Origin of the sequence: Geoalkalibacter subterraneus, from assembly GCF_000827125.1 — a bacterium.
GTDB classification, from domain to species: Bacteria; Desulfobacterota; Desulfuromonadia; order Desulfuromonadales; family Geoalkalibacteraceae; genus Geoalkalibacter_A; species Geoalkalibacter_A subterraneus.
Genome location: NZ_CP010311.1, coordinates 1,917,214 through 1,940,819, shown reverse-complemented (window position 1 = coordinate 1,940,819; position 23,606 = coordinate 1,917,214). Strand labels below are relative to the sequence as shown.

The window sequence follows — 23,606 nt, the reverse complement described above, 5'->3', positions numbered from 1 at the left end:
AGGAAAAAGGTCAGCAGGCCAGAATCTCGCGAACCATTTATAAAATCCACGAGATTCTGAAACCTGCCATTTAGCTTACTATTTCAGCTCATAGGAAAACTCAAACTGGCGTTTCTCGCCATCCGCCAGTTTGGTGCCGACCTTCAGTTTGTAGTGCCCGGGGTGTTCCAGTTCGATATCGGCGCCGAAATGACCCTCCATCCCCATCATTTTGATCGGCCCTTCAGTAGTACCCTGGGGCCCTTCAAATTTCAGGGCGGCCATGCCTTCTTCGATCTGATCTCCGGATTGTTCATCGACGAATGCCACCATGAAGTGATGGGTGATGTTCATGCCCATATCGGCCATCGCCTCGCGCACATCCTTCATGTGGGCCATGGCTTTTACGCCTTTTTCGGTGACGCTGCCCACCACGACCATATCTCCCTCGGCGCTCATGCCTTCATGGCCGGCGTGGTCGTCATGTTGATCATGGGCGTCGTGACCTTGGTCTGCATGTTCGCCATGGGAATCATGGGAATCATGGGAGTCATGGTCATTGTGACCATTGGCTGCCATAGCGCTCATGGGGAGGCTGAGGGCAAAAAGTACGGCTGAGATCATGAGCAGTTTTGTTTTCATTTTTTCTGTTCTCCTTTGTTGAGGGTTGTTGAGGCTTCCAACTCATATTCCAGTGATTTTCTCTTCCGAAGTCGGCTCCATGGTTTTTTCGAGGCCCCTACCCCGCCAGATGAAAAAGATAACGGGCATGACCAGCATGATAACCAGCAGCGAGGTCACCGCGCCGCCCACCATGGGCGCGGCGATGCGTTTCATGACGTCGGCCCCGGCACCGGTGCTCCACATGATGGGCAACAGGCCGACGATAATGGTGACCACCGTCATGGCCTTGGGGCGGATGCGCTGCACCGCGCCGTACTGCACCGCCTGGTGCAGGTCGCCCCGGGTCAGCATGCGCCCCTCTTTCTTCCATGATTCGTAGGCCAGGTCGAGATAGAGCAGCATAACCACCCCGGTTTCGGCGGAGAGGCCGGCCAGGGCAATCAATCCCACCGCTACTCCGATCGACATGTTGTATCCGAGCCAGTACATGAGCCAGTAGGCCCCCACCAGCGCGAAGGGGATGGCGAGGAAGATGATTCCCGCTTTGACCGTCGAACGGGTGCTGATGTAGAGCAGCACGAAGATGATGAGAACCGTGATGGGGATGATCATCATAAGGCGCGCTCGGGTCGACTCGATGTATTCGTACTGGCCGCTCCACACGATGCTGTAGCCGGTGGGCAGCTCGATCTGCTCGTTCACCGCCTCGCGGGCATTTTCCACAAAGGTGCCGACATCGATGCCTCGCAGGTCGACAAACACCCAGGCGGTGGGGCGCGCGTTTTCGCTTTTGATGGCAGGCGGCCCTTTCTTGATCTCGATATCCGCCACCTGGGCGATGGGCACATGCGTGCCGTCTTTCAGCGGAATCAGCACCCGCTCCAACGCCTGCAGGTCGTTGCGATAATCGCGCATGTAGCGGATATTGATCGGGTAGCGCTCCAGCCCCTCGACGGTCTGGCTGACGTTCATGCCGCCGATCGCGCTCTGGATAATATCCTGCACATCCCCCACGTTGAGGCCGTAACGGGCGGCTGCGGCCCGGTCTACGGTGAAGTCGAGATAATTGCCGCCGGTGACTCTCTCGGAAAACGCCGACAGCGTTCCCGGCAGGGTGCGCACCAGCGCCTCGATCTCCTCGCCGAGGTCGGAGAGGGTCTGCAGATCATCGCCCATGATCTTGATCCCCACCGGCGTGCGGATGCCGGTGGAGAGCATGTCGATACGGGTTTTGATCGGCATGGTCCAGGCATTGGTGAGGCCGGGGAAGTCGATGGCGTTGTTCAACTCCTCGGTCAGCTGATCCACCGTAATGGTCTTCTCTTCCGGCCATACCAGCCGCAGCGGTTTTTTCAACCACTTGGTCCAGTCCGGCCAGTCGGAATAAAAACGCGGCGTAGGAAATTTACGCCAGTCATCCTCATCTTTGAGCATAATCGTGGTTTCGATCATCGACAGCGGCGCCGGGTCGGTGGCGGTTTCAGCGCGCCCGACCTTGCCGAAAACCCGCTCCACCTCGGGAAACTGCCCGATGATGCGGTCGGTCTGCTGCAGAAGCTCCTTGGCCTTGGTGATCGAGATTCCGGGCAGCGTGGTCGGCATATAGAGCAGGTCACCCTCGTAGAGGGGCGGCATGAACTCCGTGCCCATCTTGCTCATGGGCCAGGCGATGGAGAGTGTCAAAATCAGCGCCACCAGCAGCGTCGACTTGCGCCAGCGCAGAACGAAATCCACCACCGGCTTGTAGGACGCGATCAGGAAACGGTTGATCGGGTTAGCCGATTCGCTCCTCACCTTCCCTCGGATGAACCAGGTCATCAGAACCGGCACCAGGGTAATGGCGAGAAACGCCGCCGTCGCCATGGCGTAGGTCTTGGTGAACGCCAGGGGTTTGAACATGCGCCCGGCCTGCTCCTGCAGGGTAAAAACCGGGGCGAAGGAGACGGTGATCACCAATAGAGCGAAGAAGATGGTTGGCCCCACCTCCTTGGCCGCGTCGATAATGACCTCGGTCCGCGGCCGATCCGGCTCGCGCTCCAGACGCTTGTGGGCGTTCTCCACCATGATGATGCCGGAATCCACCATGGTGCCGATGGCGATGGCGATACCGCCCAGGCTCATAATGTTGACGTTGATCCCCTGCAGATACATGATGATGAAGGACATGAGGATGCCCACCGGCAAGGCCAGAATCACCACCATCGCGCTCGGCAGATGGAACAGGAACAGGATGATAACCAGGGCGACGACGATGCTCTCCTCGGTGAGCTTCTCCTTGAGGTTGGACACCGAACGATCGATCAGCCCGGAGCGATCGTAGACCGTCTTGATCTCCACCCCCTCGGGCAGGCCGGACTTGAGTTCCTCGAGCTTTCTCTCCACCCGCTCGATGACGGCGCGTGCGTTTTCGCCGTAGCGCATGACGATGATGCCGCCGACAACCTCCCCTTCCCCGTCAAGCTCCGCCAGGCCGCGGCGCAGCTCCGGTCCGATACCCACTTCGGCCAGATCCTTCAGCAGAATCGGCGTGCCGCGACCATCCGTGCCGACCACGACCTGCTCAAGATCCTCGATCGACTGGATGTAACCCAGCCCGCGCACCATGTATTCGGTCTCGGCCATCTCCACCACCCGGCCGCCGACATCGTTGTTGCTGCGCTGAATCGCCCGGCGAACCTCCGGGATGGTGATGTGATAGGCCAGCAGCCGGTCCGGATCGATCCGCACCTGGTACTGCTTGACGAAGCCGCCGATGGAGGCCACCTCTGAGACGCCCTCCACCGCCGCCAGCTCGTAACGCAGAAACCAGTCCTGCATGGAGCGCAGCTGCTGCAGGTCGTGCTGGTCGCTCTCGAGGGAATACTGGTAAACCCAACCCACACCAGTGGCATCCGGCCCCAGGGATGGCGTCACCCCCTGCGGCAGCCGTCCGGCCGCGTAGTTGAGATATTCGAGCACCCGCGAACGCGCCCAGTAGATGTCGGTGCCGTCCTCGAAAATGATATAAACGAAAGAGAGGCCGAAAAACGAATAGCCGCGCACATCCTTCGCATGAGGAACCGCCAGCATCTGGGTGGTCAGCGGATAAGTGACCTGATCCTCCACCACCTGCGGCGCCTGCCCGGGATATTCGGTAAAAATGATCACCTGGACGTCGGACAGATCGGGAATGGCGTCGATGGGGATATTGCGCACGGCATAAATCCCCCCGACGATGACGAGTAACGTCGCCAGGATCACCATAAAGCGATTGCGGCTGGACCATTCGATGATTTTTTCAAGCATATAGAAGCTGTCCGTTGTTAGTGGTTCGTTGTTCTTATTGGATTGTAAATGTACAGCATGGGGTCACAACTCCCATGACAAGGGACACTTTTCGCCATCCCTGGCCGTTTGACTGGCGCCCTCCCTGGCGCCAGACACCCTTGCCATGGGAGCTGCGACCCCACGAAGTGTTCAGCTACACGGGCCTTGTGTGTTCTCCAAGCCCTTTCAGGACAAGGGGGATTGCGCTCTCTCTGCCAAGGGTGTCCCGCCGCCAGGGATGGCGGTGGCAAGCGCCCAGGGATGGGGAAAAGCGTCCCTGGGCAGAGAGAGCGCAATCCCCCGGCAGCAGACCCCACTCAATTAAACAAACTTTCCAGATCTTCCTCGTCATCCGATTCGAACAGGTCTTCCATGTCGTCCCCATTGTGATCATGTTCCGGTTCAGGCTCGGGCTCCGGTTCGGCGGCGGGTCGGCGCAGCTTTTTAGTCGCCTCGCGCAGGCGGCTTTCGGAATCGAACAGGAACTGGGCGCTGGTCACCACGCGCTCACCATCGAGCAGACCCTGAGTGATCTGAACATAACCTTCATCGTCCTGGAGGCCAATTTTCACCTGCCGCGGCTCGAACTCCCCGTCGCCGAGATCGACGAAAACAGTCTGCTTCTCGCCGGAGTTGATAACCGCCTCCGAAGGGATCGCCAGCGCATCCTCCACCACGTTGCCCTTGATCCGCACGTTGACATACATCTCAGGCTTAAGCTCGAAATCTGGATTGGCGATCTCCAGGCGCGCCTTGATCGTGCGGGTCTTCGATTCCACATATGGATAGATAAAGCTGATCTCGGCCTGCCGGGTTTTATCTCCAACATAGGGAAGAATAATCTCAGCCTGCTGTCCCACCTCCACCCAGGGAAGCTCGTAGGCATAGATATCCGCCATCACCCAGACACTGGAGAGGTCGCTGATCTTGAACAGCTCCGTGCCGGATTTGATGAACTGCCCATCGGTGGCAATTTTCATGGTCACCACGCCCTGGTAGGGTGAATAGAGCGTCATGGTCTTGCGCACCCGGCCGCTTTTCTCCAGCTCGGCAATCTGCCGGTCGCTGATATCGAAATACTGCAGACGCTTGCGGCTCGACTGCAGCAGGCGCTCGGCCCCTTCGGAGATCTGGGAAAACGAGCTGTCCTTAAGCGCGTCGCGATTGCGTAACGCCAGCAGGTACTCTTCCTGGGCCGAAACAAGCTTGGGGCTGTAGAGTTCGAGCAAAGGCTGCCCCTTTTTAACCTCCTGCCCGGTCTGATCTACATACAGGCGCTCGATCCAGCCGTCGATCTTGGCGTTGACCGAATACCGCTGAGGTTCGTCGTAATCGACCAGCCCGACCGTGCGGATGGTGCGGTGCAGGTCGCGGCGCTCCACCAGCGAGGTGCGCACACCCATGCTCTGCCGCACTTCCGGGGCGACGCTGATGATCGAGCCGGAGGCCGCCTCATCCTCGTAGACCGGCACCAGGTCCATCCCCATAGGGGATTTGCCCGGTTCATCCCGGATGTAGGTCGGGTCCATGGGCGCAACCCAGTATTTGATCTTGCGCTCGCCATCGGCCCTGGCCTTCGATCCGCCCTTATCTTCTTTGATGGGTGTCAGGTCCATGCCGCAGATCGGGCACTGGCCCGGCTCATCGGTCACGATCATCGGATGCATGCCACAGGTCCACTGCTGCTGGGCGTGGACATGAGCCGGCCCGGTAAAACTCTCCCACCCCATCTGGGTGACGCACTGCAGAACGTACCAGGTGGCGCCACTCGCAACGAAGAGCAGGCTCAGGGCGCTGACAAGAATGATTTTTTTAGGTCGCAACATGGTTTCAAGCCTTTAGATGGATATTTAGTTACTGTTCAGCAGGGACTGTCCGTCCTGAAGCGGCTTCGAGAACCGCTAACGCCCGCCGGTGGTCGGAAACGGCACGGAAAAAATCCATTTCGTAGCGATAGAGGGTCATCAGACTGTCCAGCAGGCTCAGAAAATCGACATCGCCCACCTGGTATGCCGCAAGGCTGGCCTCGAACGTCTGGCGGGCCTGGGGCAGGATGCCTGAATCGAACAATTCGACCAGGGTGCGGTTTTTCTCAACACGGGCATAGGCATCGTGTACCCGTGATTGAACCTGGTGGCGGAAATCTTCGAACTGACTGCGCGCCATTCGGATCCCCGAATCGGCCTCTGCCACCTGTTCGGATCTCTTTTCCCGCCAGACCGGCAGATTGATGCTGATTCCGGCGCTGAGAAAATCGGTCCCGCCGTCCGGCAGGTCGTCGTCGCGAAAGCGATACCCGGCAAACAGGTTGAAATCAGGTTTGTAATCAAGTTCCGCCAGCTTCTTCTGCGACTGGTACTGCCCGATCAACGCACGGTAGGAGGCAAAAAGCGGACGATGCTCCTCGGCAGCACCTTGAATCTCCTCAAGATTCACCTCCAATCGCTGCTCCGGGATATCTTTCGGCACAGTCAGCGGCGTTGCCGAAGGGCGCGCCAGCAGACGGTTGAACTCGGCCAGAAGACTCTCGCGCTCCTGCTGCAGGGTATACAGCCTGTCCAAGAGTTTGGATCGCTCTATCTGGGCCTTAAGCACATCCTGCTGCAGCCCCTCGCCCACCTCGTAGCGTGTTTCGGTCAGGCGGATAAAATCATCGAGCAGCGCCATGTTCTTCTGCGTCACGTCAATGGCGCGATCCTGATAAAAGATTCGATACCAGGCATCCTTGACCTTCATCACCAGCTGCAGGCGCGCATCTTCATAAACGCCTTTGTACCAGAGAGCCTGCTGGCGGGCGGCCTCCCCTCGCGCCTTGAGTTTTCCAGGGAAGGGAAAGGCCTGGTCGATGCGCAAATCATTGCCGGTCATCGGCGTGTCATCACTGCTGAAGGTGTCAACCGGGTAATTGCTCAGGGCAAAAGTCAGGCGCGGATCACTGAGGGTCTGGGCCGGAAATTCTTTGCGGCGAAACATCTCCCAGCGCTCCCGGGCAGCCTCAAGTTCCGGATTGTGGGTCAACGCCTCGTCGATCAATGCCTGCAAAGACGGTGAAGCAGCATCACTCTCCTGCGCGGGGGATTCACTGAAGGAGGTCAGCAGAAAACCTAAAGTCATCATCAACAACACTATGCGTCCCATCATCAAACTCCTGTTGGCGGATCAACGAATCGATCCTGTCCGTTCTGCTTTGTTCTTCTACACGGAGCGTGCCGAAACCCATATTTCAAAAATTGGTCGAAACTTTAGTCATTTCATAGCATTTCACATTTTTTTCTGATCGTAAGGATGTAGAATATTCAACACCATGTTAGAGATTATTCTACAATTCCGATCAGCATTGACAACATCTACGCCTTTGAATACTTGGAAAAATTTTCCTGGAAAATAATCATAGATCACTTGCGAGTCTTGGAATTTTCACCAGTCGAGTTATAATTTGGCCCATGAAAAATACAGCACTTAAAATGGCTATCGCCCTGTGCGTTTTTGTCTTCTGTGCCGGTCTGCCGATACCCGTGACCGCGGGAGTCATTGAGCGGCACGCTCTCGATCTCACCCTGCAGCCGCAGCAAAGCCGCCTGACTGCTGTCGACAAGATTACATACCGGCCGCAGGGGGGAAAGAGAGCGGTATTCTTTCTCGCGACCCAGGTTGATATCGAAAGTGTCCAGATCGACGGACGGCAGGCGCCCTATTCCTTTCAGCGAGGAGGGCTCACCATCGATCTTGGTGATCAACAGGACGCTGAATCGGTGGAGATCGCCATCGGCTACACAGGGCTTTTCGACGATCCTGCGCCGCACGGCGCACCTCTGAATACCGAAGACCCGACTTACGGCGTCGCCGCAACCATCACCCCGGAGGGCACTTTCCTGGGGGGCGGCGCCGGATGGTATCCCTATCAGCCAGAAAGCCGCAGCCGCTTTCATGTGCGGGTTACGGCCCCTGAAGGGACCTTCGCCGTCACCTCCGGACGTCTCGTTGAACAACAGACCACGGACGGACGCTCCACCACGACCTGGGAAACCTCCTATGCCATCCCCTCGCTGAGCATCTCGGCCGGTGAATACACCCTGGATGAGAAAATGGCCGGTAAGGTTCCGGTCTATACCTTCTTTTATCCGCAGAGCCGCCACCTGGCGCAGACCTACCTGGATGCAGCGGCAGAGTATCTGGAACTCTACCAGGATCTCTTCGGCCCCTACCCCTTCGACAAATTCGCGGTGGTGGAGAATTTTTTCCCGACCGGCTACGGCTTCCCCTCCTGGACCCTGCTCGGCAGCAGCGTCGTGCACCTTCCCTTCATCGTCGAAACCAGCCTCGGCCATGAAATCGCCCATTCCTGGTGGGGAACCGGCGTTCGTGTGGATTTCAGGCACGGCAACTGGTCCGAAGGGCTCACCACCTACGTTGCCGACTACCTCTACCAGGAACGCAGCTCGCAGGAGGATGCAAAGAATTACCGCCTCAAGGTCTTGCGCGATTATGCCGCGCTGGTTTCAAAGGACAACGACTTTCCCCTGAAGCGTTTCACGCGCCGCGACAGCCGCGCCGCCCAGGCCATCGGCTACGGCAAGTCGGCCATGGTGTTTCACATGGCCCGCCAGAAGGTGGGAGACGAGGCTTTCTGGAAGGCTCTGCGGACCATTGCCGAAGAATCCATGTTCAAAAAAATCGACTGGTCCGATTTTGCACGGACACTGGGGCGATTCGGGGAGCAGGACATGACCGGTTTTTTCGATCAATGGGTCAAGCGAGAGGGAGCACCGTTTCTGCGTCTCGATGCGGTTGAAGCGGTGACCAGCGGTTCAGTAACCCGAATCAAAGGGGCCCTTGTACAGGATGACCCGGTTTATGACCTTGAAGTAGACGTTCGGTTCGAGACAGATGCCGCCGCCGTCGATAACAGGGTCAGGCTGAATGGGCGTGAACAGACGTTTGTCTTTGAAACCGACCGGATCCCGAAACGTCTTGTGGTCGACCCGGAAGCGCATATTTTTCGGAGACTTGCCGCCGAAGAGGTTCCGCCGATCGTCAATTCCGTTCGGGGCGCCGGTGAGTTGACAGTGGTGGTCGCAGACGATTTGCCCGAGCAGACCGCACAGGCGGCGAGCCTGCTGCTTCAGGCCATGAACCGGCCCGATGCGACCGTCGTGTCCGAGAGCGACATTTCCCGCCGGGAGGTGGAAAAGCTAGGCGGCGTTGTGCTCTTTTTCGGACTGCCGAAGAAGTTTACCGAACCGCTGCGGGATCACCCGGGAATCGAGATCGACGAAAAGGGGTTCACACTGCATGGCAGGCATTACAGCGGCCCCGACGTGGCTCTGTTCGCTGCCCTTTCGCCGAATCAGGATCCGCAGCGGACCTGGGCTTATTTCGTGCCCTTCTCGGAGGCGGAAGCGCGCGTTGCCGCGCGTAAAATCCCCCATTACGGGAAATACAGCTTCTTGGCGTTCGAGCAGGGAGAAAATCAGGACAAAGGAACCTGGGAGATCCGCAGATCACCCTTGATACACAACTTCAGATAACATGAGGTAAGCATATGGTGTTCCGAGTTTTTATCAGCCTTTTTGTTGCAGCATCTTTGTGCTTTTTCTCGATCGACGCTCAGGCCCACCCCCACATTCTGGATATTGAGAAAAACCAGGATCTCGACTTTAACCAGCTTCTGGAGGAGCTCAAAAATGCGCAGGTGATTTTCATCGGCGAACTTCATGACCATGAAGGGCACCACCGGATGCAGCTCGAAGTCATTCGGGGATTGAACCGGTTGGGAAAATCTGTTGCTGTCGGATTGGAGATGTTCCAGCAGGATTATCAGGGCGCCCTGGATAAGTGGGTCGCCGGTGAGATGACGGAGGAAGGATTCGTTCTGACCTACAATCAGAACTGGAGCATGTGGCCTATTTATCGTCCCATATTTATCGAGGCCCGTTCCCGGAACCTGCCGATGGTGGCCCTCAATGTCAATCGATCTGTCACAAGGCAGGTGGCGCGCAGCGGCTTTGAGAGCCTCACCGAAGGGCAGCGTGAGGGGCTTGAAGGGGTCAGCTGCCGCGTCGATCCGGCCTATGAGGATTTTATCCGCCGCGCCCTTGGAGGGCACGGCCATGGACAACCCGACTTCATCTACTTCTGCGAAGCCCAGCTGCTGTGGGATGCCGTCATGGCGCGCAATATCGACAACTATCTTGAACGCCACCCCGAAACCACCCTGGTGGTCCTGGCGGGCAGCGGCCACTCATGGAAGCACGGCATTGCCCACCAGCTCGACCAGATTGCGGACCGAAGCTACAAAAAAGTTATTCTCCCCGAAGTCAGGGGCCGCATCGATCGAACCAGCGCCCAGTTGCGGGACGCGGATTACCTCTGGCTCGATTCCGGCCCGCAGGGATGGGGACAAATGGAGTAAAGTTCTACCTGGAGACGCGGATTTCTTTATACTGGCCGTTGAAGATAAAACGAACACGATCTTTGAGGATGCGGTCGACACGGGCGCCGTCGATGACCGTCCCCTCCATCACCGGCAGGTCATTGACCACCGCAAGGCGGTTTTCGACGTCGTACTGGTAATGGATCTCGCTTACTTTGAGTTCGGGAAATGCACCAGCCGCTGAGGCTGTCGTCCAGCGTGATTTTCCCGACTCCATATTTGAGGTCAGAACCCGGGGCAGAGATTCCTCCTGATCCGCAGCCTCTCCTTTCGACAGAGCGGCCTTGGCGGAACCGCCTGCTGCCCCGCTGTCCGAGGGGCGGTAGACGTGTCGGGTCGGGGGCTCGGTGCCCTCAGAAGTATCCGATGCGGAAGACAGGCGCACCGTTGTGACGGATGCTGCGGCTCTCGATCCCCCGCCGGAAGCCACTGACTGTTCGGCGGCCCGCGCAGCGACGGCAGCCTGGCGAGCCTGCTCTGCCTTTTCGCGCAGTGATTCCGCTGTCGCCTTGAGAACCTGAGCGGTTTCTTTCAGGGTCGCAGCGGTTTCTTTCTGATGACGTATCGTTTCCTCATCGGCGGCGACACGTGCCGCGCTGGCCCCGGCATTCTGTGTTGCCGCAACAGCCCCATCCGAAAGTGGGGTTTCGGACTCCTGCTTACCGGCGGCCGAAGACTCGGGCTGGGATTTTCCGGCAAAGACAGCTTCAGGTCGATCGACGACGGGAGCCCTTGCTTCGGAAGGAGGTGCAGACGCTTCGGTCTCAGCGACCATTTCTTCGCCTGCTGCCGCCGCATTCTGACCTTCCTCAGTTTCCACCTGTGAAGGGCCTGTTACTTCAGCAGGTGTTGCTTCTTTCTCGACCTCAGCAACAGGCAGTACGAACTCCGATTCCGAATCAGGAGAAAAGCCGCCAACCAGGAAGTAAGCGACCATCGCCCCCGTCAACAGAAGAGCGACGACCGCCGTCGGCAGAATCCAGTTTTCGGCTTTTTTTGCATTGCGACTGGTGCGCAGAATATCGCGGGCGATATTAACCGCACCCTCTTTCTTTTCCGACTTCTGTTCTTCAAGTTTTTTCAGAGCTTTAAGAATAGAGCTCATAATGTTCCGTCTCCCGCATGCACGTAGAAAAAATGTCGAACGGCCGCCGCTGCACAAATACAGGAAATGCGGGGATTCGACACGGTCATCAGAAAGAATGCATCTGCTATAGATTACGTCAGGAAGTAAACACCCAGAGCCACGGCAACGGCCACAAGACCGCCTCCCCCCCACCAGGCCAGAGAACGTTGAGAAAAACGGCGAACCTGGTGACCGGTTTCCCTGATCGCAGTGCGCACCATGCGCGCGTCCACCTCGCGGCACCCCTCGGCAAATCCGACCAGCAACGCTCGATCGGACAGAATATTGATCAGCCTCGGATAGCCCCGGGAAAAAGAGAAAATCTTCTTAAGGGCCCCATCGGTAAAAACTTTCTGCGCTGTTCCTCCCGCGATACGCAGCCGATGGGCAATGTAATCGCAGGTATCCCCAAAATCCATCGGTTGCAGGTGATATCGTACGGTAATGCGCTGGTTGAGCTGGCGCAGGTCGTCGCGCTGCAGGACCTGATTGAGTTCGGGCTGCCCCACCAGGATAATCTGAATCAGTTTGTCCGTATCCGTCTCCAGGTTGGAAAGCAGGCGAATCTGCTCAAGAACGGAAGGCTCCAGGTTCTGAGCCTCGTCGATCACCAGTACGACAGTTCGCCCTTCGCCCCGCATTTGAAGGAGAAAATCATTGAGTACGCGAATCAGGTTGGAGTTATTCGCCCCATCGGCATCAATGCCGAACTCGCGGTTGATGTTGCGCAGAAGGTCCAGCGCCGAAACAGTGGGGTTGAAGATAAAGGCCAGGCAGTATTGCGCCTCCTGCAATTCCCCCAGCAGGGTGCGCAGAACGGTCGTCTTGCCTGTGCCCACCTCCCCCGTCACCACGATGAACCCAGCCTGGTCGCGCACGCCATAGAGCAGGTGCGCGAACACTTCCTTGTGGTTTTTGCTCAAGTAGATGAATCGGGGGTTGGGCGTAATTGAAAAAGGTTTTTCTTTAAGGCCGTAATGATCAAGGTACATAATGTCATCCAGGCCGCCGGGCCGAGAAAAGGTTTTTGTGAGTCATAAACCTTTTTAACTTCCCACAGTTCCGGTTGTTTTTCAAGAGTAAACTGCGCTGCAAGCCCGCTCTCCCGGGAAAGATCCTGTCAAGGCCTGGAATTCCTGCTATTCTTGGATTTTCGAGCCAAGATCTTATCCCAACGTTCAGAAGAGTTGAAACAGGGACAGAAAAAAGAGGCTGATCATGGACAAACACAACGCCTGGAAGAGTTTCGCCTGGGAATCGCGGATCGCTTATTTTTCGATGGAGATCGGCCTGAGTGGCCAAATCCCGACTTACAGCGGCGGTCTGGGAGTGCTTGCCGGGGACACCATTAAAAGCGCTGCGGATCTCAAAGTCCCGATGGTGGCAGTCACCCTGCTGCACCGCAAGGGCTATTTCCGCCAGCAGATCGATTCCGACGGCTGGCAGCACGAATACCCGGTACAATGGAATCCGGAAAGGCTTCTCGAACTGCTGCCGGTCAAAACCCTGGTGACGATCGAGGGGCGTGACGTCAAGATCCAGCCATGGCTTTATCGCGTGAAAAGCCCGGCGGGCGGGGTTGTTCCCGTGATCTTCCTCGACACCGATATCCCAGGAAATACCGAGGCGGATCGGCGCTTGACGGATACCCTGTATGGGGGCGATTCCGAATACCGCCTCAAGCAGGAGATTGTTCTGGGGATTGGCGGCGCCCGCATGCTGGCGGCTCTCAATTTTACGGTGCGTAAATATCACATGAACGAAGGCCATGCGGCCCTGCTCACTCTGGAGCTGCTCAACAACATACGCGCCCCCATTGAAAATACGCTCAACGAGCGCGCTTCATGGGATGTGCAGCAGGTCATGGACCGTTGTGTATTCACCACGCACACGCCGGTGGCAGCCGGTCACGACAAGTTTCCCTGGCCGGTGGTGGAGAAGATCCTTCCGGAGATCGTGCCCTTTGCCCTTTTGCGCGACCTTATCGGCAAGGATTCTCTGAACATGACCATACTGGCGCTGAAACTGAGCCGCTATGTCAATGGTGTCGCAAAAAAGCACGGCGAAATCTCGCAAAGCATGTTTCCCGGCTTCGAAATTCATGCCATCACCAATGGCATCCATCCCTTCACCTGGGCATCTCCCTTCTTCGTCCAACTCTATGATCGCCACCTCCCCGGCTGGGCATTCGAGCCCGAACTGCTGGTGCGGGTCGACACCATCTCCGATGAGGATTTCTGGGACGCGCACCAGGGGGCCAAAGCCTTTTTGACGCTTTTTATTGAAGAGACCACCGGTAAAAAGTTCGATCCGGAAATTCTCACCATCGGCTTCGCCCGACGCTACGCCACTTACAAGCGGGCTGACCTGATCTTCTCCGACCTTCAACGCCTGGTGGACATTGGAAACGGAAAGCTGCAGCTGGTTTTCGCCGGCAAATCCCATCCCCATGATGCGCCGGGGAAAGAACTGATTCATCGCATTCACGAGGGGATTCATTCCCTGTCAGGGAAAATTGAGGTCGTCTTTCTGCAGAATTACAACATGGATGTGGCGTACCGCCTGATTCCGGGCGTCGATTTATGGCTCAATACTCCCAAACGGCCTCTGGAAGCATCGGGGACAAGCGGCATGAAAGCAGCACTCAACGGTGTGCCCAACTTCAGCATTCTGGATGGTTGGTGGATCGAAGGGCATATCGAAGACGTGACTGGCTGGGCAATCGGTCCTCCGCCCCGGGAGAAGAGTCTGGCGGAAAACGGCAGCGACCAGGAAGATGCCCGCGACCTCTACGACAAACTCGAGAAAAAGATCATCCCGCGATACTACGAGGATCGGGCCGGATGGATTCGCGTCATGAAAAACGCCGTCAGCAAAAATGCCTACTATTTCAACACCCATGTCATGATGCGCCGCTATGTGACGGAAGCCTATATACGCTGAGCCGTCTTGTCGGATGTACGGGACAGAAGAGCGGCAAAATCCTGCGGAGCCAACGCCTCGCTGAACAGAAATCCCTGGATCTTATCGCACCCCTTGTCCCGCAGGAAGGCTTTCTGCTCTGGGGTCTCCACCCCTTCGGCAATAACATCCATTTCCATATGATGGGCCATGGCGATCACCGCCGAAGTAATGGTGCTGGCGCCGCTATCACCGGGGATGCCGGCAATGAAGGATTTATCGATTTTCAGCGTACCGATGGGGAAATTCTGTAAATAGCTCAAGGATGAGTAGCCGGTGCCGAAATCGTCGATAACCAGATGCACTCCCAATTCTCTGAGTTTACCCAGCGTTTCAGCAGTATCGGCGATATCCTGAAAAAGAACGCTTTCGGTCAGTTCAAGTGCAAGCCAGCGCGGTTCCAGACCCGTTTTTTTCAGGACTCGCGCCACAAGTTCCACGATATCCCGACGGTGAAACTGCCTTGCGCTGACATTGACAGCGATTCGCTGCGGCGGGAGTCCCTGCTGCTGCCAGGCGCGATTCTGGGCACAGGCGGTTTCCAGGATCCATTCCCCAAGGGGATCGATCAATCCTGTCTCCTCGGCCTTCGGAATAAAATCGGACGGCGAATAATGCGAGTGCCCATCCTGCTTCCAGCAGACGAGAGCCTCCATCCCCTCGATCACCCCGTTGTCAAGCCGACATTGAGGTTGATAAAGCAACAGAAACTCCTCGCGCTCCATGGCACGAAAAAGGCGATTTTCAAGTACCATGGCCTGAAAGGAAACCTGTCCCATTTCAGCACTGTAAAACTGAAAATTATTTCGACCCAGCGCTTTGGCGCGACTCATGGCCACATCTGCATTACGCAGCAGAGTTTGGGCATCCTGGCCATCGTCCGGCGAAACAGCGACGCCGAGACTGACCGTGACATAGAGTTCGTGCCCGGCGATGCGAACAGGTGCCTGAAAGGTACTCAACAACTCTTTAAGCCATTCATCCAGCGGGTTCAGCGACCCGCTGCACCTGAGAAACAGCGCAAACTCATCCCCTTTCAGGTGGGCGGTCACTCCCCCTGGCGGAGTCATGGCCTGCAGACGTGAAGCCACATCACGCAGGACCTGATTGCTCAGATCTATCCCCAAAGCCCGCGCGATCGTCTTGAATCGATCAAAATCAAGATAGACCAGGGCCAGGCGTTGGCCTGGAGATCCGACCTCACGCAGCGCTTCATCAAGCAACTCGCTGAAACGCTGCTGATTGGGCAGACCGGTCAGGGGATCATAGTAGGCGAGGCGTTTGATTTTTTCTTCGCTGCGGCATCGCTCCAATTCAGATGCGGCACGCGATGCAAATATTTTCATGATTGATTCGCCTGCGGAGCGATCCGGGAAGGGCCTGCGGCTCAGCACCATCATCACCCCAAGGGTTCCTTTCTGGGCATCAACCAGGGGCATCGCCAGGCAACTCTGGATCCCAAGCTGCGAAAGAGGGTGATCCTGCGGCAACTTTCCTTGCACACCAAAGGGGCAATAGCAGACCTGGTCCCGCGTCAGGTGTTCGCACGGCGTGTTCTTCATGGTGAATTTCTGATTTAAGACATCATCGCCTTCGCAGGATATGGCGACAATTTCCATAACCTCAGGATCCTGTTGAGAGACTGCGGCGACCATAGCGCAATCGGCTTTCAGGACGCGACTCAGGTGGTCGGTCAACATGGAGAAAAATTTTGCGCCGGTCTGGGTGGTGACCGCTTCAGAAGCCACAAGAAGGCGACCCTCGGCAGCCCCCAACGCACAGAGGTAGCGCCAGATGAGGAAATAGAGGAAAAGACCGGAAACGACAATGAAAAACAGCCCCTTGTAGGTCTGAAATCGACTCAGGGAAGAAGGGTCTTTAAATCGAAAGGCAAGGAATTGATCAGAGAAAATAATCCAGAGCAGAGCGGCGCCAACATACAGCAGAACTATCCTGAAAGCCACTTTGCGATTGGAAGGCGGCAATCCGTGAGATTGTGCCTCCTTCCGGAAGTTGAATAAACCCATGAACACACCCCTTAAGCCGCACCGTTGAGGGCCCGGCCTGAAAAACAAACCGGATTTCCGCTGTATTCAAGGAGATTTGACAAGGCTGCACGGCGAATGAATTGATATAAGATTATCCTAAAAGGTGAATGCGTCAAATGACAGATAATGTGCTTGGCAATCCCGCAGAAGGCGTGTTAGGTTCCCTGAAATTTAAATTTTCACCAAGGAGAAATCTGAAAGTGGCTGAGATAAAACTGACGGGCAAGCAGGCGCGCTATTTGAGATCGCTGGGTCATCATCTTGAAGCTGTGATCATGGTCGGGAAAGACGGGGTTACCGACAACCTGGTGGAATCAACCGATGAATCACTCGTGGCCCACGAACTGGTCAAAATCAAGTTGCAAAGAGGATGCCCCAGAGGGGAAAGCTCACGGACTCGGCTGCGAAAGCTCTGAGGTCCGCTGTTCACGACAATTTCGCAAGGCGTTTGCTTGAGGTCGAATTCAAAATTCTCCACCTCCTGCCCGTCGGAATAGATCGCGACCGTTCGCACCCTGTCTCGTTCAGGACCGATCAACTCACCGATAAATGCATAATCAGCGCCGACGGTCCGACACATATTCTGCGTCAACAGGCAGAAGAACGCCTCTCCGGTCGTGGCCGAAACACCGCGTACCATTTCATTCAGGCGCTCTTCATTGCGCCAGAGGGCTTTGCGATAGAAATCTATGATCAGAAGCATGCCGGAGTGCGGGATAATATCATTGCAAGTTGTGCCAGTCCAATCAAATTATACGAATCATACAGGCTCATAGGGCTCCATGAGACGACGGTATTCATCAAAAGCGTAGCGATCAGTCATTCCGGCGATATAATCGCAGATGACACGTTGTGTGCCGTAATTTTCAAATTTTCGCTGCTGCTCCAACGGCAGCAGGTTGTTGTTTTCAGCATAGATATCAAAGAGGAAGGTCAAAATACGTTCAACCTTGACCCGCATGCGCTCGACCTTGTGGTGACGATAAAGATATTTATATAAAAAGCGCTTGAGTTCGAGGTTCTTTTTTGCGATCTCCGGGCTGAAAGAGACGATATTTTCGGGTTGGCAGCGCACATCTGCCGCCGAGTTAATTTTCAGTTCGGAAAGTTTTGCGAGGGTATATTCCACCAGATCCTGAATCAGTGTTCCGATCAGATGGCTGATGGTCTGATAGATGTGTCGCTCCTGATCGATACGAGGGAACTTGCCGGCGACAATCTCCCAGGTTTCCCGCCAGAGATCAACCCGGGAGAGATCGGACAACTGGATATATCCGGACTTGAGGCCATCGTCAATATCATGATTGTTGTAGGCAATTTCATCAGCCGGATCGATGATTTGAGCCTCAAGAGTCGGCCTTTCCCGGGGAGCGTACTCGTCCTCGACACCCTGCGCCGAAAAATCCTTTCGGTTTGAATGCTTGATGATCCCTTCGCGTGTTTCCCAACTCAGGTTCAGGCCGCTGAAACCAGGATAGCGTTCTTCAAGAAGCTCGACTATGCGCAGTGATTGTCGGTTGTGCTCAAAACCACCGGCACTCTCCATCTTGCGGTTCAGAATCTCTTCCCCCGCGTGCCCGAAGGGTGTGTGACCAAGATCATGCGCCAACGCCAGGGCTTCCACCAGGTCTTCATTGAGGTGAAGCTGCCGGGCAATGCCGCGGCTGATCTGCGCAACTTCCAGCGAGTGAGTCAAACGAGTGCGATAATAATCGCCCTCATGGTTGACGAATACCTGGGTTTTGTACTCCAGCCGCCGAAAAGCGGCACAATGGATGATGCGGTCGCGATCACGTTCAAAGGGAGGGCGTCCATCCTTGAACGTCTCGGAGTGACGTCTCCCGCGGCTGTCGCTGCCGCGTGTCGCATAAGGGGCCAGATCGGGGCGTTCCATTATTGCAGTTTCCTCGCTGGTTGGGCCTGAGAGACAGAGAAAAAAATGATTATCGCACACGGAATCGAAGCAGGCCAGACGTAAGATAACCCGTAACCCGTGATCTGAAAGACGTTGTTCGCCGGGCGCGGCGCGTGCTAACCTGCCGCTCATCGGAGTTATCACAAATTAAAGCGGGTGATGAGGCTGAAATGCTCTTTGTTCAGGTGGTCCTCCCGGTATTTCTGATCGTATGTACCGGCATCATGCTGGAAAAAACTGCGCGTCTGGATTTTCGCACTCTGACCATCAGTTCGCTTTATGTGTTCTGCCCGGCTCTCGTTTTCTCCGCCCTGATGAAACGGGAATTCGAGCTGACCCTGGCGGGCGACCTGTTTCTGTTCATGGTGCTCTACACAGCTGCCCTCTACGGTTTCTCCTGGTTGATCGCCCGAGCGGCAGGCTTCGACCGCGAAAGTCGCAGCGCGCTGCTGCTGACAACGGTGATGATGAATGTCGGTAACTTCGGCCTGCCTCTGACTTTTTTTGCTTTCGGCGAGGCCGCCCTGGAAGTCAGCGTACTGACGTTTGTTCTTTTCAATATTCCACTGGGGACACTGGCCATCGTCATCGCCCAGGGGTCCAGAGGCTCGCTCTCCACCGCCTTGCTCAACATGGCAAAAATCCCCATCTTCCACGGCGTGGCTCTGGCGTTTTTATTCAAAATGCTTGACTGGGTTCCGCCGACCTTTCTGCTGCGCCCCATCGATCTGGTTGGACAGGCCGCAATCCCCGTTATGCTGCTGATGCTCGGGATGCAACTGGCGCGAACCAAATGGCAGAAGCGAGTCGGATTTCTGTCGCTGGCCACCCTCACCCGCCTGGCCGTCAGCCCGTTGCTGGCCTGGGGGTTGACCGTACTTCTTGACATCAAGGGGTTGCCCCGATCCGTCGTCATATTGCAGACGAGCACCCCATCGGCAGTCCTGCCCCTGCTTTACGCATTGCGCTTCGGCGTACGGCCGGACCTGGTAGCAGGCACCATCCTGACCACAACACTGGTGAGTGCAGGAACATTGACCCTTCTGCTTTACCTGCTTACCCCGCAATGACAGGGGATGAAGTTTATCCCCCTTTCCGGGTAGTTGCACAGAAAAGCAGAAAGCCCCCGACCTGTCATGAATCGGGGGCTTTCTGCTTTTTATTTATTCGCGATTATCAACTGCAGCGAAATCAGCAGTCATAGTAAAGCGCGAACTCCATCGGGGTCGGGCGCATACGCACCGGGTTGACCTCCGCTTCGGTCTTGTAGTTGATCCACATATCGATCACGTCTTCAGTAAAGACGTCTCCCTTGAGCAGGAATTCGTGATCATCCCGCAGGGAATCAAGGGCTTCCTGCAGGGTTCCGGCAACGTTGGGAATATCCTTGAGTTCTTCAGGAGAAAGACCGTAGATGTCCTTGTCAAGGGGATCGCCCGGATCGATTTTATTTTCGATGCCGTCAAGCCCTGCCATGAGCAGTGCAGAGAAGGCAAGGTAGCCGTTGCACGACGGATCGGGAGTGCGATATTCCACCCGCTTCGATTTCGGGTTGCTGGTGGAGGGGATGCGCAGTGAAGCCGAGCGGTTGCGATTGGAATACGCAAGGTTGACCGGAGCTTCAAAGCCAGGCACCAGGCGCTTGTAGCTGATGGTGGTCGGATTGGTAAAGGCGCAAAGTGCTTTGGCGTGCTTCATGATCCCGCCGATGTACCAAAGGGCTTCTTTGGACAATCCGCCATAGCCGTCTCCACAGAAAAGATTCTTGCCGTCTTTCCAGATCGATTGGTGACAATGCATGCCGGAGCCGTTATCGTTGTAAATGGGTTTCGGCATAAAAGTCACGGTTTTCCCGTTTCTCAAGGCAACATTCTTGATAATGTACTTAAACCACTGAAGGGTGTCGCCCATACGCAGAAGAGAATCAAAGCGCATGTCGATTTCGGCCTGGCCGGCAGTCGCAACCTCGTGATGAGACGCCTCTATACGAATGCCGACGCTCTGCAGAACCTGGACCATTTCGTTGCGCAGGTCGATCATGGAGTCGGTCGGGGCGCAGGGGAAGTAGCCTTCTTTATGGCGCGGCTTGTATCCAAGGTTGGGAAATTCTTCCCGCCCGGTGTTCCAGATGCCTTCAACCGAATCGACAGCGTAAAACGATTCGTTGGAGGTGTTTGCATAGCGGACATCGTCAAATATGAAAAATTCAGGTTCAGGGCCAAAGAAAGCGGTATCTCCGATGCCGGTGGATTTAAGATAGGCTTCGGCTTTCTGCGCAATAAAACGCGGGTCGCGGCTGTAACCTTCACGGGTAAAAGGATCAATGATGTTGCAGATAAGGCTCAAAGTCGGCACTTCGGGAAAAGGATCGATTTTCGCAGTGGTCGGATCAGGCATCAGCAGCATATCGCTGTTGTGAATCGGCTGCCAGCCCCGAATTGAAGAGCCGTCAAACCCCAGGCCTTCCTCGAAAACCTCTTCATCGAATTCGCTGACGGGAGTGGTAAAATGCTGCCAGATCCCTACGAAATCGAGGAATTTATAATCAACCATTCCGCAATTATTCTCTTTTGCAAATTCGACTACTTCTTGTGGGGTCATACATATCTCCTTTAAATCGGCGTAGTACTGCTGCCCTTATCCGCACCGGGCGGATAAAAACCATCTCGAATGAACCGCCGGTTCCTGTGAAAGGCGGCCCATAAATAAATGATCAGCAAGAACTGTGCAGGCGATTAAAGCGCGTCGTCGCCGGACTCTCCCGTACGAATACGCACAACTTCATCAACCGGCGTTACAAAGATTTTACCATCACCGATGCGACCTGTGCGGGCAGCCTCTGCAATGGATTCAACCACTTTCGAAACCAGGTCGTCGCGCACAATGATCTCCATCTTGATTTTTGGGATGAAGTCGACCACATACTCGGCGCCCCGGTAAAGTTCCGTGTGCCCTTTCTGGCGACCGAAGCCCTTGACCTCGCTCACAGTAAGACCCTGTATGCCGATCTCATTGAGGGCTTCCTTGACTTCATCGAGTTTGAAGGGCTTGATAATCGCTTCGACTTTTCGCATTTGTCTGACCTCCGGGGCAGTGAAATAAAAGGTTTTCGGTAATAAAAATTTAAGATCAAATTATAACCACCGATTACCAGCCCATCAAGGGAATTGCCCCTTGCGCTGATGGCGGTTATTCACAATAGCAAAGAAATTGCCAAATCAGAAAGATCTCTCAAAAAAATATACAAACGCTTATAAACAAAGGAGAATTTTATTTTTTAAAAAAGTTCAGTTGATGATGAAAAACCTTTTACTGATGAAACTTTAGGCAGAAGCAATGCACCCCTGATGATTATCTCATCATTCAGGATTCCACCCCCCAAGATTAAACCTTTGACCTTTTTTTAGGAAATATTGTATAAAATCACAAGATTAAAAACGGTATACAACATTATTTCCATTATTTATTTTTGTTGAGGCTTCATGGATCAGGCTTTCACCATCCTCGTCGTTGACGACAGCCCTACTCAAATCGCACTGTTGCAGGATGCCCTCGAACAAAAAGGTTTTACCGTCGAGAAGGCGGGAAACGGCATGGAGGCTATTGCAAGAGTCTACCAGATCGAACCTGATCTGGTACTCTCCGACATCATTATGCCGGAACTCAACGGCTACCACCTGTGCCGTGTTCTTAAAAACGACCCGGCAACCGCCCAGATTCCCGTGGTCCTGCTGACCAACCTCACCGAGCAACATGATCGTTTCTGGGGGAAAAATGCCGGGGCGGACCTCTACCTGGAAAAATCCTCAGACACGCAGTTGATCGCCGACACGGTCGAAAATGTGCTTGCCGGTCGCACCCCCACACCTCGGAAACCTGTGCAAGCCGCAGACACCCTGAACAAGGATGATATCCAGGCGCGCATTACGGACATCCTTGACCGACTCCTGTACGAGTCCACGATTTCCAACGAAATTCTTAAATTCACCAGTTTGACTCATGACACGGAACTTCTCAGCGAAAATCTCCTCAGGTTCCTGGGAGATATCTGCCGTCATGACGCAAGTGCCCTCCTGCTTCGCCAGGGACACGACAAACTGACCCTGGCATTTTCTATCAATCAACCCATGCCAACCGGTTTTATCGCAGCGGCCCGGGAAATCATGATTAAGCAGATCCCCACGGTGAACACTCATTATGAGAGTTCCGGAGGGCTTTTCATTTTTCCTGAATCCCCCCCATTAAACGATGACCTTCCCGAGGAATTTCACATATTCCACACTCTGCCCATCCGTCGGGGTGCTGAAACATTCGGCCTGATATGCCTGTTCAACAGAAAAGAGCGAGCATTGACCGAAGGCATTGCCCATGCCCTCGACCTGGTCGCTGACCGTTTCGAGATTGTGGCCCGCTATCTCAACAAGCTCAACGAGATCGAAGAGATCAAAGCCGATTTTATCTCCATGCTGGTACATGACCTGCGCTCGCCCCTGACCAGCATCCGTGGTTTTTCCGAGGTTCTGACCCAGGAGATGCTCGGCCCAATCAACGATGATCAGAAAAGCGCACTGTGCAATATCCAAAGTGGATCAAATCGCCTTCTTTCCCTCATCGAAGACATTCTGCACCTTTCAAAGCTCGAGGCCGGCAAAATGACCCTGACTCTCCTGCCGGTCTCCGTCGAGGAGATCGCCCGAGAGACGTCCCAGGAACTCGCCGCCCTGTTTATGGAGAAAAACCTCTCGATCGGTTTGCAGATAGAGAACGATCTTCCCATCATCAATGCAGACGGGCAGCAACTGGGCCGCGTTCTGGCCAACCTGCTCACAAATGCAGCCAAGTTCAGTCCTCAGGACGGATGCATACGTTTGCGGGCATATCTGCACAAAACGACCGTTCGGATCGATGTCGAAGACCAGGGGCCGGGCATCCCGCCACAACAGCAGAAAGGTTTGTTCGCACGATATCAGCAGATTGATTCCGGAGAACCGAAAGGGCGCAAGGGCACCGGTCTAGGCCTGGCGATCTGCAAGGAAATAGTGCGGCTGCACCAGGGAAGCATCTGGGTCGAAAGTCCAATTGATGATAATATCGGCAGCCGTTTTTCTTTCACCTTGCCCCTGCCTGATGAAACATCCCCTTCCTGAGCCTCCCCTTTCACTGTCGAAGCTTTCAGATTGTTCCTGCATAGCCGGCGAAATCGGTCCGGAAAGC

16 protein-coding genes are annotated in these 23,606 nt (G+C 55.3%); 6 read left to right on the top strand and 10 right to left on the bottom strand.

Annotated elements, in window-relative coordinates; all coding sequences use genetic code 11:
• Nucleotides 1-78: 78 nt before the first annotated feature.
• The 4 genes from GSUB_RS08950 to GSUB_RS08935 all read right to left on the bottom strand — a co-directional run bounded on the left by GSUB_RS08950 (nucleotide 79) and on the right by GSUB_RS08935 (nucleotide 7,050).
• Nucleotides 79-621: a hypothetical protein gene (locus GSUB_RS08950; RefSeq protein WP_040200366.1), complete on the bottom strand. Its 543-nt coding sequence runs from the start codon at nucleotides 619-621 to the stop codon at nucleotides 79-81.
• Nucleotides 622-663: 42 nt separating this feature from the next.
• Nucleotides 664-3,888 (bottom strand): efflux RND transporter permease subunit, encoded by a 3,225-nt coding sequence (locus GSUB_RS08945; protein WP_040200363.1) that lies wholly within the window; start codon nucleotides 3,886-3,888, stop codon nucleotides 664-666.
• A 338-nt stretch (nucleotides 3,889-4,226) separates the two neighbouring features.
• Nucleotides 4,227-5,735, bottom strand: a complete 1,509-nt coding sequence (locus GSUB_RS08940; RefSeq protein WP_052464820.1) for an efflux RND transporter periplasmic adaptor subunit — start codon at nucleotides 5,733-5,735, stop codon at nucleotides 4,227-4,229.
• Nucleotides 5,736-5,763: 28 nt separating this feature from the next.
• Nucleotides 5,764-7,050, bottom strand: coding sequence for a TolC family protein (locus GSUB_RS08935; RefSeq protein WP_084211909.1), 1,287 nt, complete (start codon nucleotides 7,048-7,050; stop codon nucleotides 5,764-5,766).
• 302 nt (nucleotides 7,051-7,352) lie between these two features.
• On the opposite strand from GSUB_RS08935, the gene GSUB_RS08930 reads away from it, so the two are divergent.
• Nucleotides 7,353-9,437 (top strand): M1 family metallopeptidase, encoded by a 2,085-nt coding sequence (locus GSUB_RS08930; protein ID WP_040200360.1) that lies wholly within the window; start codon nucleotides 7,353-7,355, stop codon nucleotides 9,435-9,437.
• A gap of 14 nt (nucleotides 9,438-9,451) precedes the next feature.
• Nucleotides 9,452-10,321: a ChaN family lipoprotein gene (locus tag GSUB_RS08925; RefSeq protein WP_052464816.1), complete on the top strand. Its 870-nt coding sequence runs from the start codon at nucleotides 9,452-9,454 to the stop codon at nucleotides 10,319-10,321.
• 4 nt (nucleotides 10,322-10,325) lie between these two features.
• On the opposite strand, the gene GSUB_RS08920 is transcribed toward GSUB_RS08925, so the two are convergent.
• Nucleotides 10,326-11,447, bottom strand: a complete 1,122-nt coding sequence (locus GSUB_RS08920; RefSeq protein ID WP_040200359.1) for a hypothetical protein — start codon at nucleotides 11,445-11,447, stop codon at nucleotides 10,326-10,328.
• A 113-nt stretch (nucleotides 11,448-11,560) separates the two neighbouring features.
• Nucleotides 11,561-12,460 carry an ExeA family protein gene (locus tag GSUB_RS08915; RefSeq protein ID WP_084211907.1) on the bottom strand — a complete coding sequence of 300 codons (900 nt, stop codon included), beginning with the start codon at nucleotides 12,458-12,460 and terminating at the stop codon, nucleotides 11,561-11,563.
• A gap of 226 nt (nucleotides 12,461-12,686) precedes the next feature.
• Here GSUB_RS08915 and glgP point away from each other — a divergent pair, with 226 nt between their 5' ends.
• The gene (glgP, locus tag GSUB_RS08910; RefSeq protein ID WP_040200357.1) at nucleotides 12,687-14,411 is read left to right on the top strand and encodes an alpha-glucan family phosphorylase; all 1,725 of its coding nucleotides are present in this window, start codon (nucleotides 12,687-12,689) and stop codon (nucleotides 14,409-14,411) included.
• Here glgP and GSUB_RS08905 read toward each other — a convergent pair.
• Entirely contained in the window at nucleotides 14,399-16,414 is a 2,016-nt protein-coding gene (locus tag GSUB_RS08905; RefSeq protein ID WP_158414069.1) for a bifunctional diguanylate cyclase/phosphodiesterase, read from the bottom strand. The genes glgP and GSUB_RS08905 overlap by 13 nt on opposite strands.
• Before the next feature lie 179 nt (nucleotides 16,415-16,593).
• Here GSUB_RS08905 and GSUB_RS18615 point away from each other — a divergent pair, with 179 nt between their 5' ends.
• Nucleotides 16,594-16,893, top strand: a complete 300-nt coding sequence (locus GSUB_RS18615) for a YhbY family RNA-binding protein (RefSeq protein ID WP_235269768.1) — start codon at nucleotides 16,594-16,596, stop codon at nucleotides 16,891-16,893.
• 344 nt (nucleotides 16,894-17,237) lie between these two features.
• Here GSUB_RS18615 and GSUB_RS08895 read toward each other — a convergent pair whose 3' ends face one another.
• Complete coding sequence (locus tag GSUB_RS08895; RefSeq protein ID WP_040200354.1) at nucleotides 17,238-18,371, bottom strand: deoxyguanosinetriphosphate triphosphohydrolase; 1,134 nt, start codon at nucleotides 18,369-18,371, stop codon at nucleotides 17,238-17,240.
• 191 nt (nucleotides 18,372-18,562) lie between these two features.
• Here GSUB_RS08895 and GSUB_RS08890 point away from each other — a divergent pair, with 191 nt between their 5' ends.
• On the top strand, nucleotides 18,563-19,462 hold the full coding sequence (locus GSUB_RS08890) for an AEC family transporter (protein WP_040200352.1): 900 nt from the start codon (nucleotides 18,563-18,565) through the stop codon (nucleotides 19,460-19,462).
• 121 nt (nucleotides 19,463-19,583) lie between these two features.
• Here GSUB_RS08890 and glnA read toward each other — a convergent pair whose 3' ends face one another.
• Entirely contained in the window at nucleotides 19,584-20,993 is a 1,410-nt protein-coding gene (glnA, locus tag GSUB_RS08885; RefSeq protein WP_040200351.1) for a type I glutamate--ammonia ligase, read from the bottom strand.
• 134 nt (nucleotides 20,994-21,127) lie between these two features.
• On the bottom strand, nucleotides 21,128-21,466 hold the full coding sequence (locus tag GSUB_RS08880) for a P-II family nitrogen regulator (RefSeq protein ID WP_040200349.1): 339 nt from the start codon (nucleotides 21,464-21,466) through the stop codon (nucleotides 21,128-21,130).
• Nucleotides 21,467-21,874: 408 nt separating this feature from the next.
• On the opposite strand from GSUB_RS08880, the gene GSUB_RS08875 reads away from it, so the two are divergent.
• Nucleotides 21,875-23,539, top strand: coding sequence for a hybrid sensor histidine kinase/response regulator (locus GSUB_RS08875; RefSeq protein WP_040200348.1), 1,665 nt, complete (start codon nucleotides 21,875-21,877; stop codon nucleotides 23,537-23,539).
• Nucleotides 23,540-23,606: the final 67 nt, after the last annotated feature.

Bases quoted from the DNA above. Each gene is read 5' to 3' on its own strand.
- GSUB_RS08950 (WP_040200366.1), bottom strand. From the start codon at position 621: ATGAAAACAAAACTGCTCATGATCTCAGCCGTACTTTTTGCCCTCAGC.
- GSUB_RS08945 (WP_040200363.1), bottom strand. From the start codon at position 3,888: ATGCTTGAAAAAATCATCGAATGGTCCAGCCGCAATCGCTTTATGGTG.
- GSUB_RS08940 (WP_052464820.1), bottom strand. From the start codon at position 5,735: ATGTTGCGACCTAAAAAAATCATTCTTGTCAGCGCCCTGAGCCTGCTC.
- GSUB_RS08935 (WP_084211909.1), bottom strand. From the start codon at position 7,050: ATGATGGGACGCATAGTGTTGTTGATGATGACTTTAGGTTTTCTGCTG.
- GSUB_RS08930 (WP_040200360.1), top strand. From the start codon at position 7,353: ATGAAAAATACAGCACTTAAAATGGCTATCGCCCTGTGCGTTTTTGTC.
- GSUB_RS08925 (WP_052464816.1), top strand. From the start codon at position 9,452: ATGGTGTTCCGAGTTTTTATCAGCCTTTTTGTTGCAGCATCTTTGTGC.
- GSUB_RS08920 (WP_040200359.1), bottom strand. From the start codon at position 11,447: ATGAGCTCTATTCTTAAAGCTCTGAAAAAACTTGAAGAACAGAAGTCG.
- GSUB_RS08915 (WP_084211907.1), bottom strand. From the start codon at position 12,460: ATGTACCTTGATCATTACGGCCTTAAAGAAAAACCTTTTTCAATTACG.
- glgP (WP_040200357.1), top strand. From the start codon at position 12,687: ATGGACAAACACAACGCCTGGAAGAGTTTCGCCTGGGAATCGCGGATC.
- GSUB_RS18615 (WP_235269768.1), top strand. From the start codon at position 16,594: ATGACAGATAATGTGCTTGGCAATCCCGCAGAAGGCGTGTTAGGTTCC.
- GSUB_RS08895 (WP_040200354.1), bottom strand. From the start codon at position 18,371: ATGGAACGCCCCGATCTGGCCCCTTATGCGACACGCGGCAGCGACAGC.
- GSUB_RS08890 (WP_040200352.1), top strand. From the start codon at position 18,563: ATGCTCTTTGTTCAGGTGGTCCTCCCGGTATTTCTGATCGTATGTACC.
- glnA (WP_040200351.1), bottom strand. From the start codon at position 20,993: ATGACCCCACAAGAAGTAGTCGAATTTGCAAAAGAGAATAATTGCGGA.
- GSUB_RS08880 (WP_040200349.1), bottom strand. From the start codon at position 21,466: ATGCGAAAAGTCGAAGCGATTATCAAGCCCTTCAAACTCGATGAAGTC.
- GSUB_RS08875 (WP_040200348.1), top strand. From the start codon at position 21,875: ATGGATCAGGCTTTCACCATCCTCGTCGTTGACGACAGCCCTACTCAA.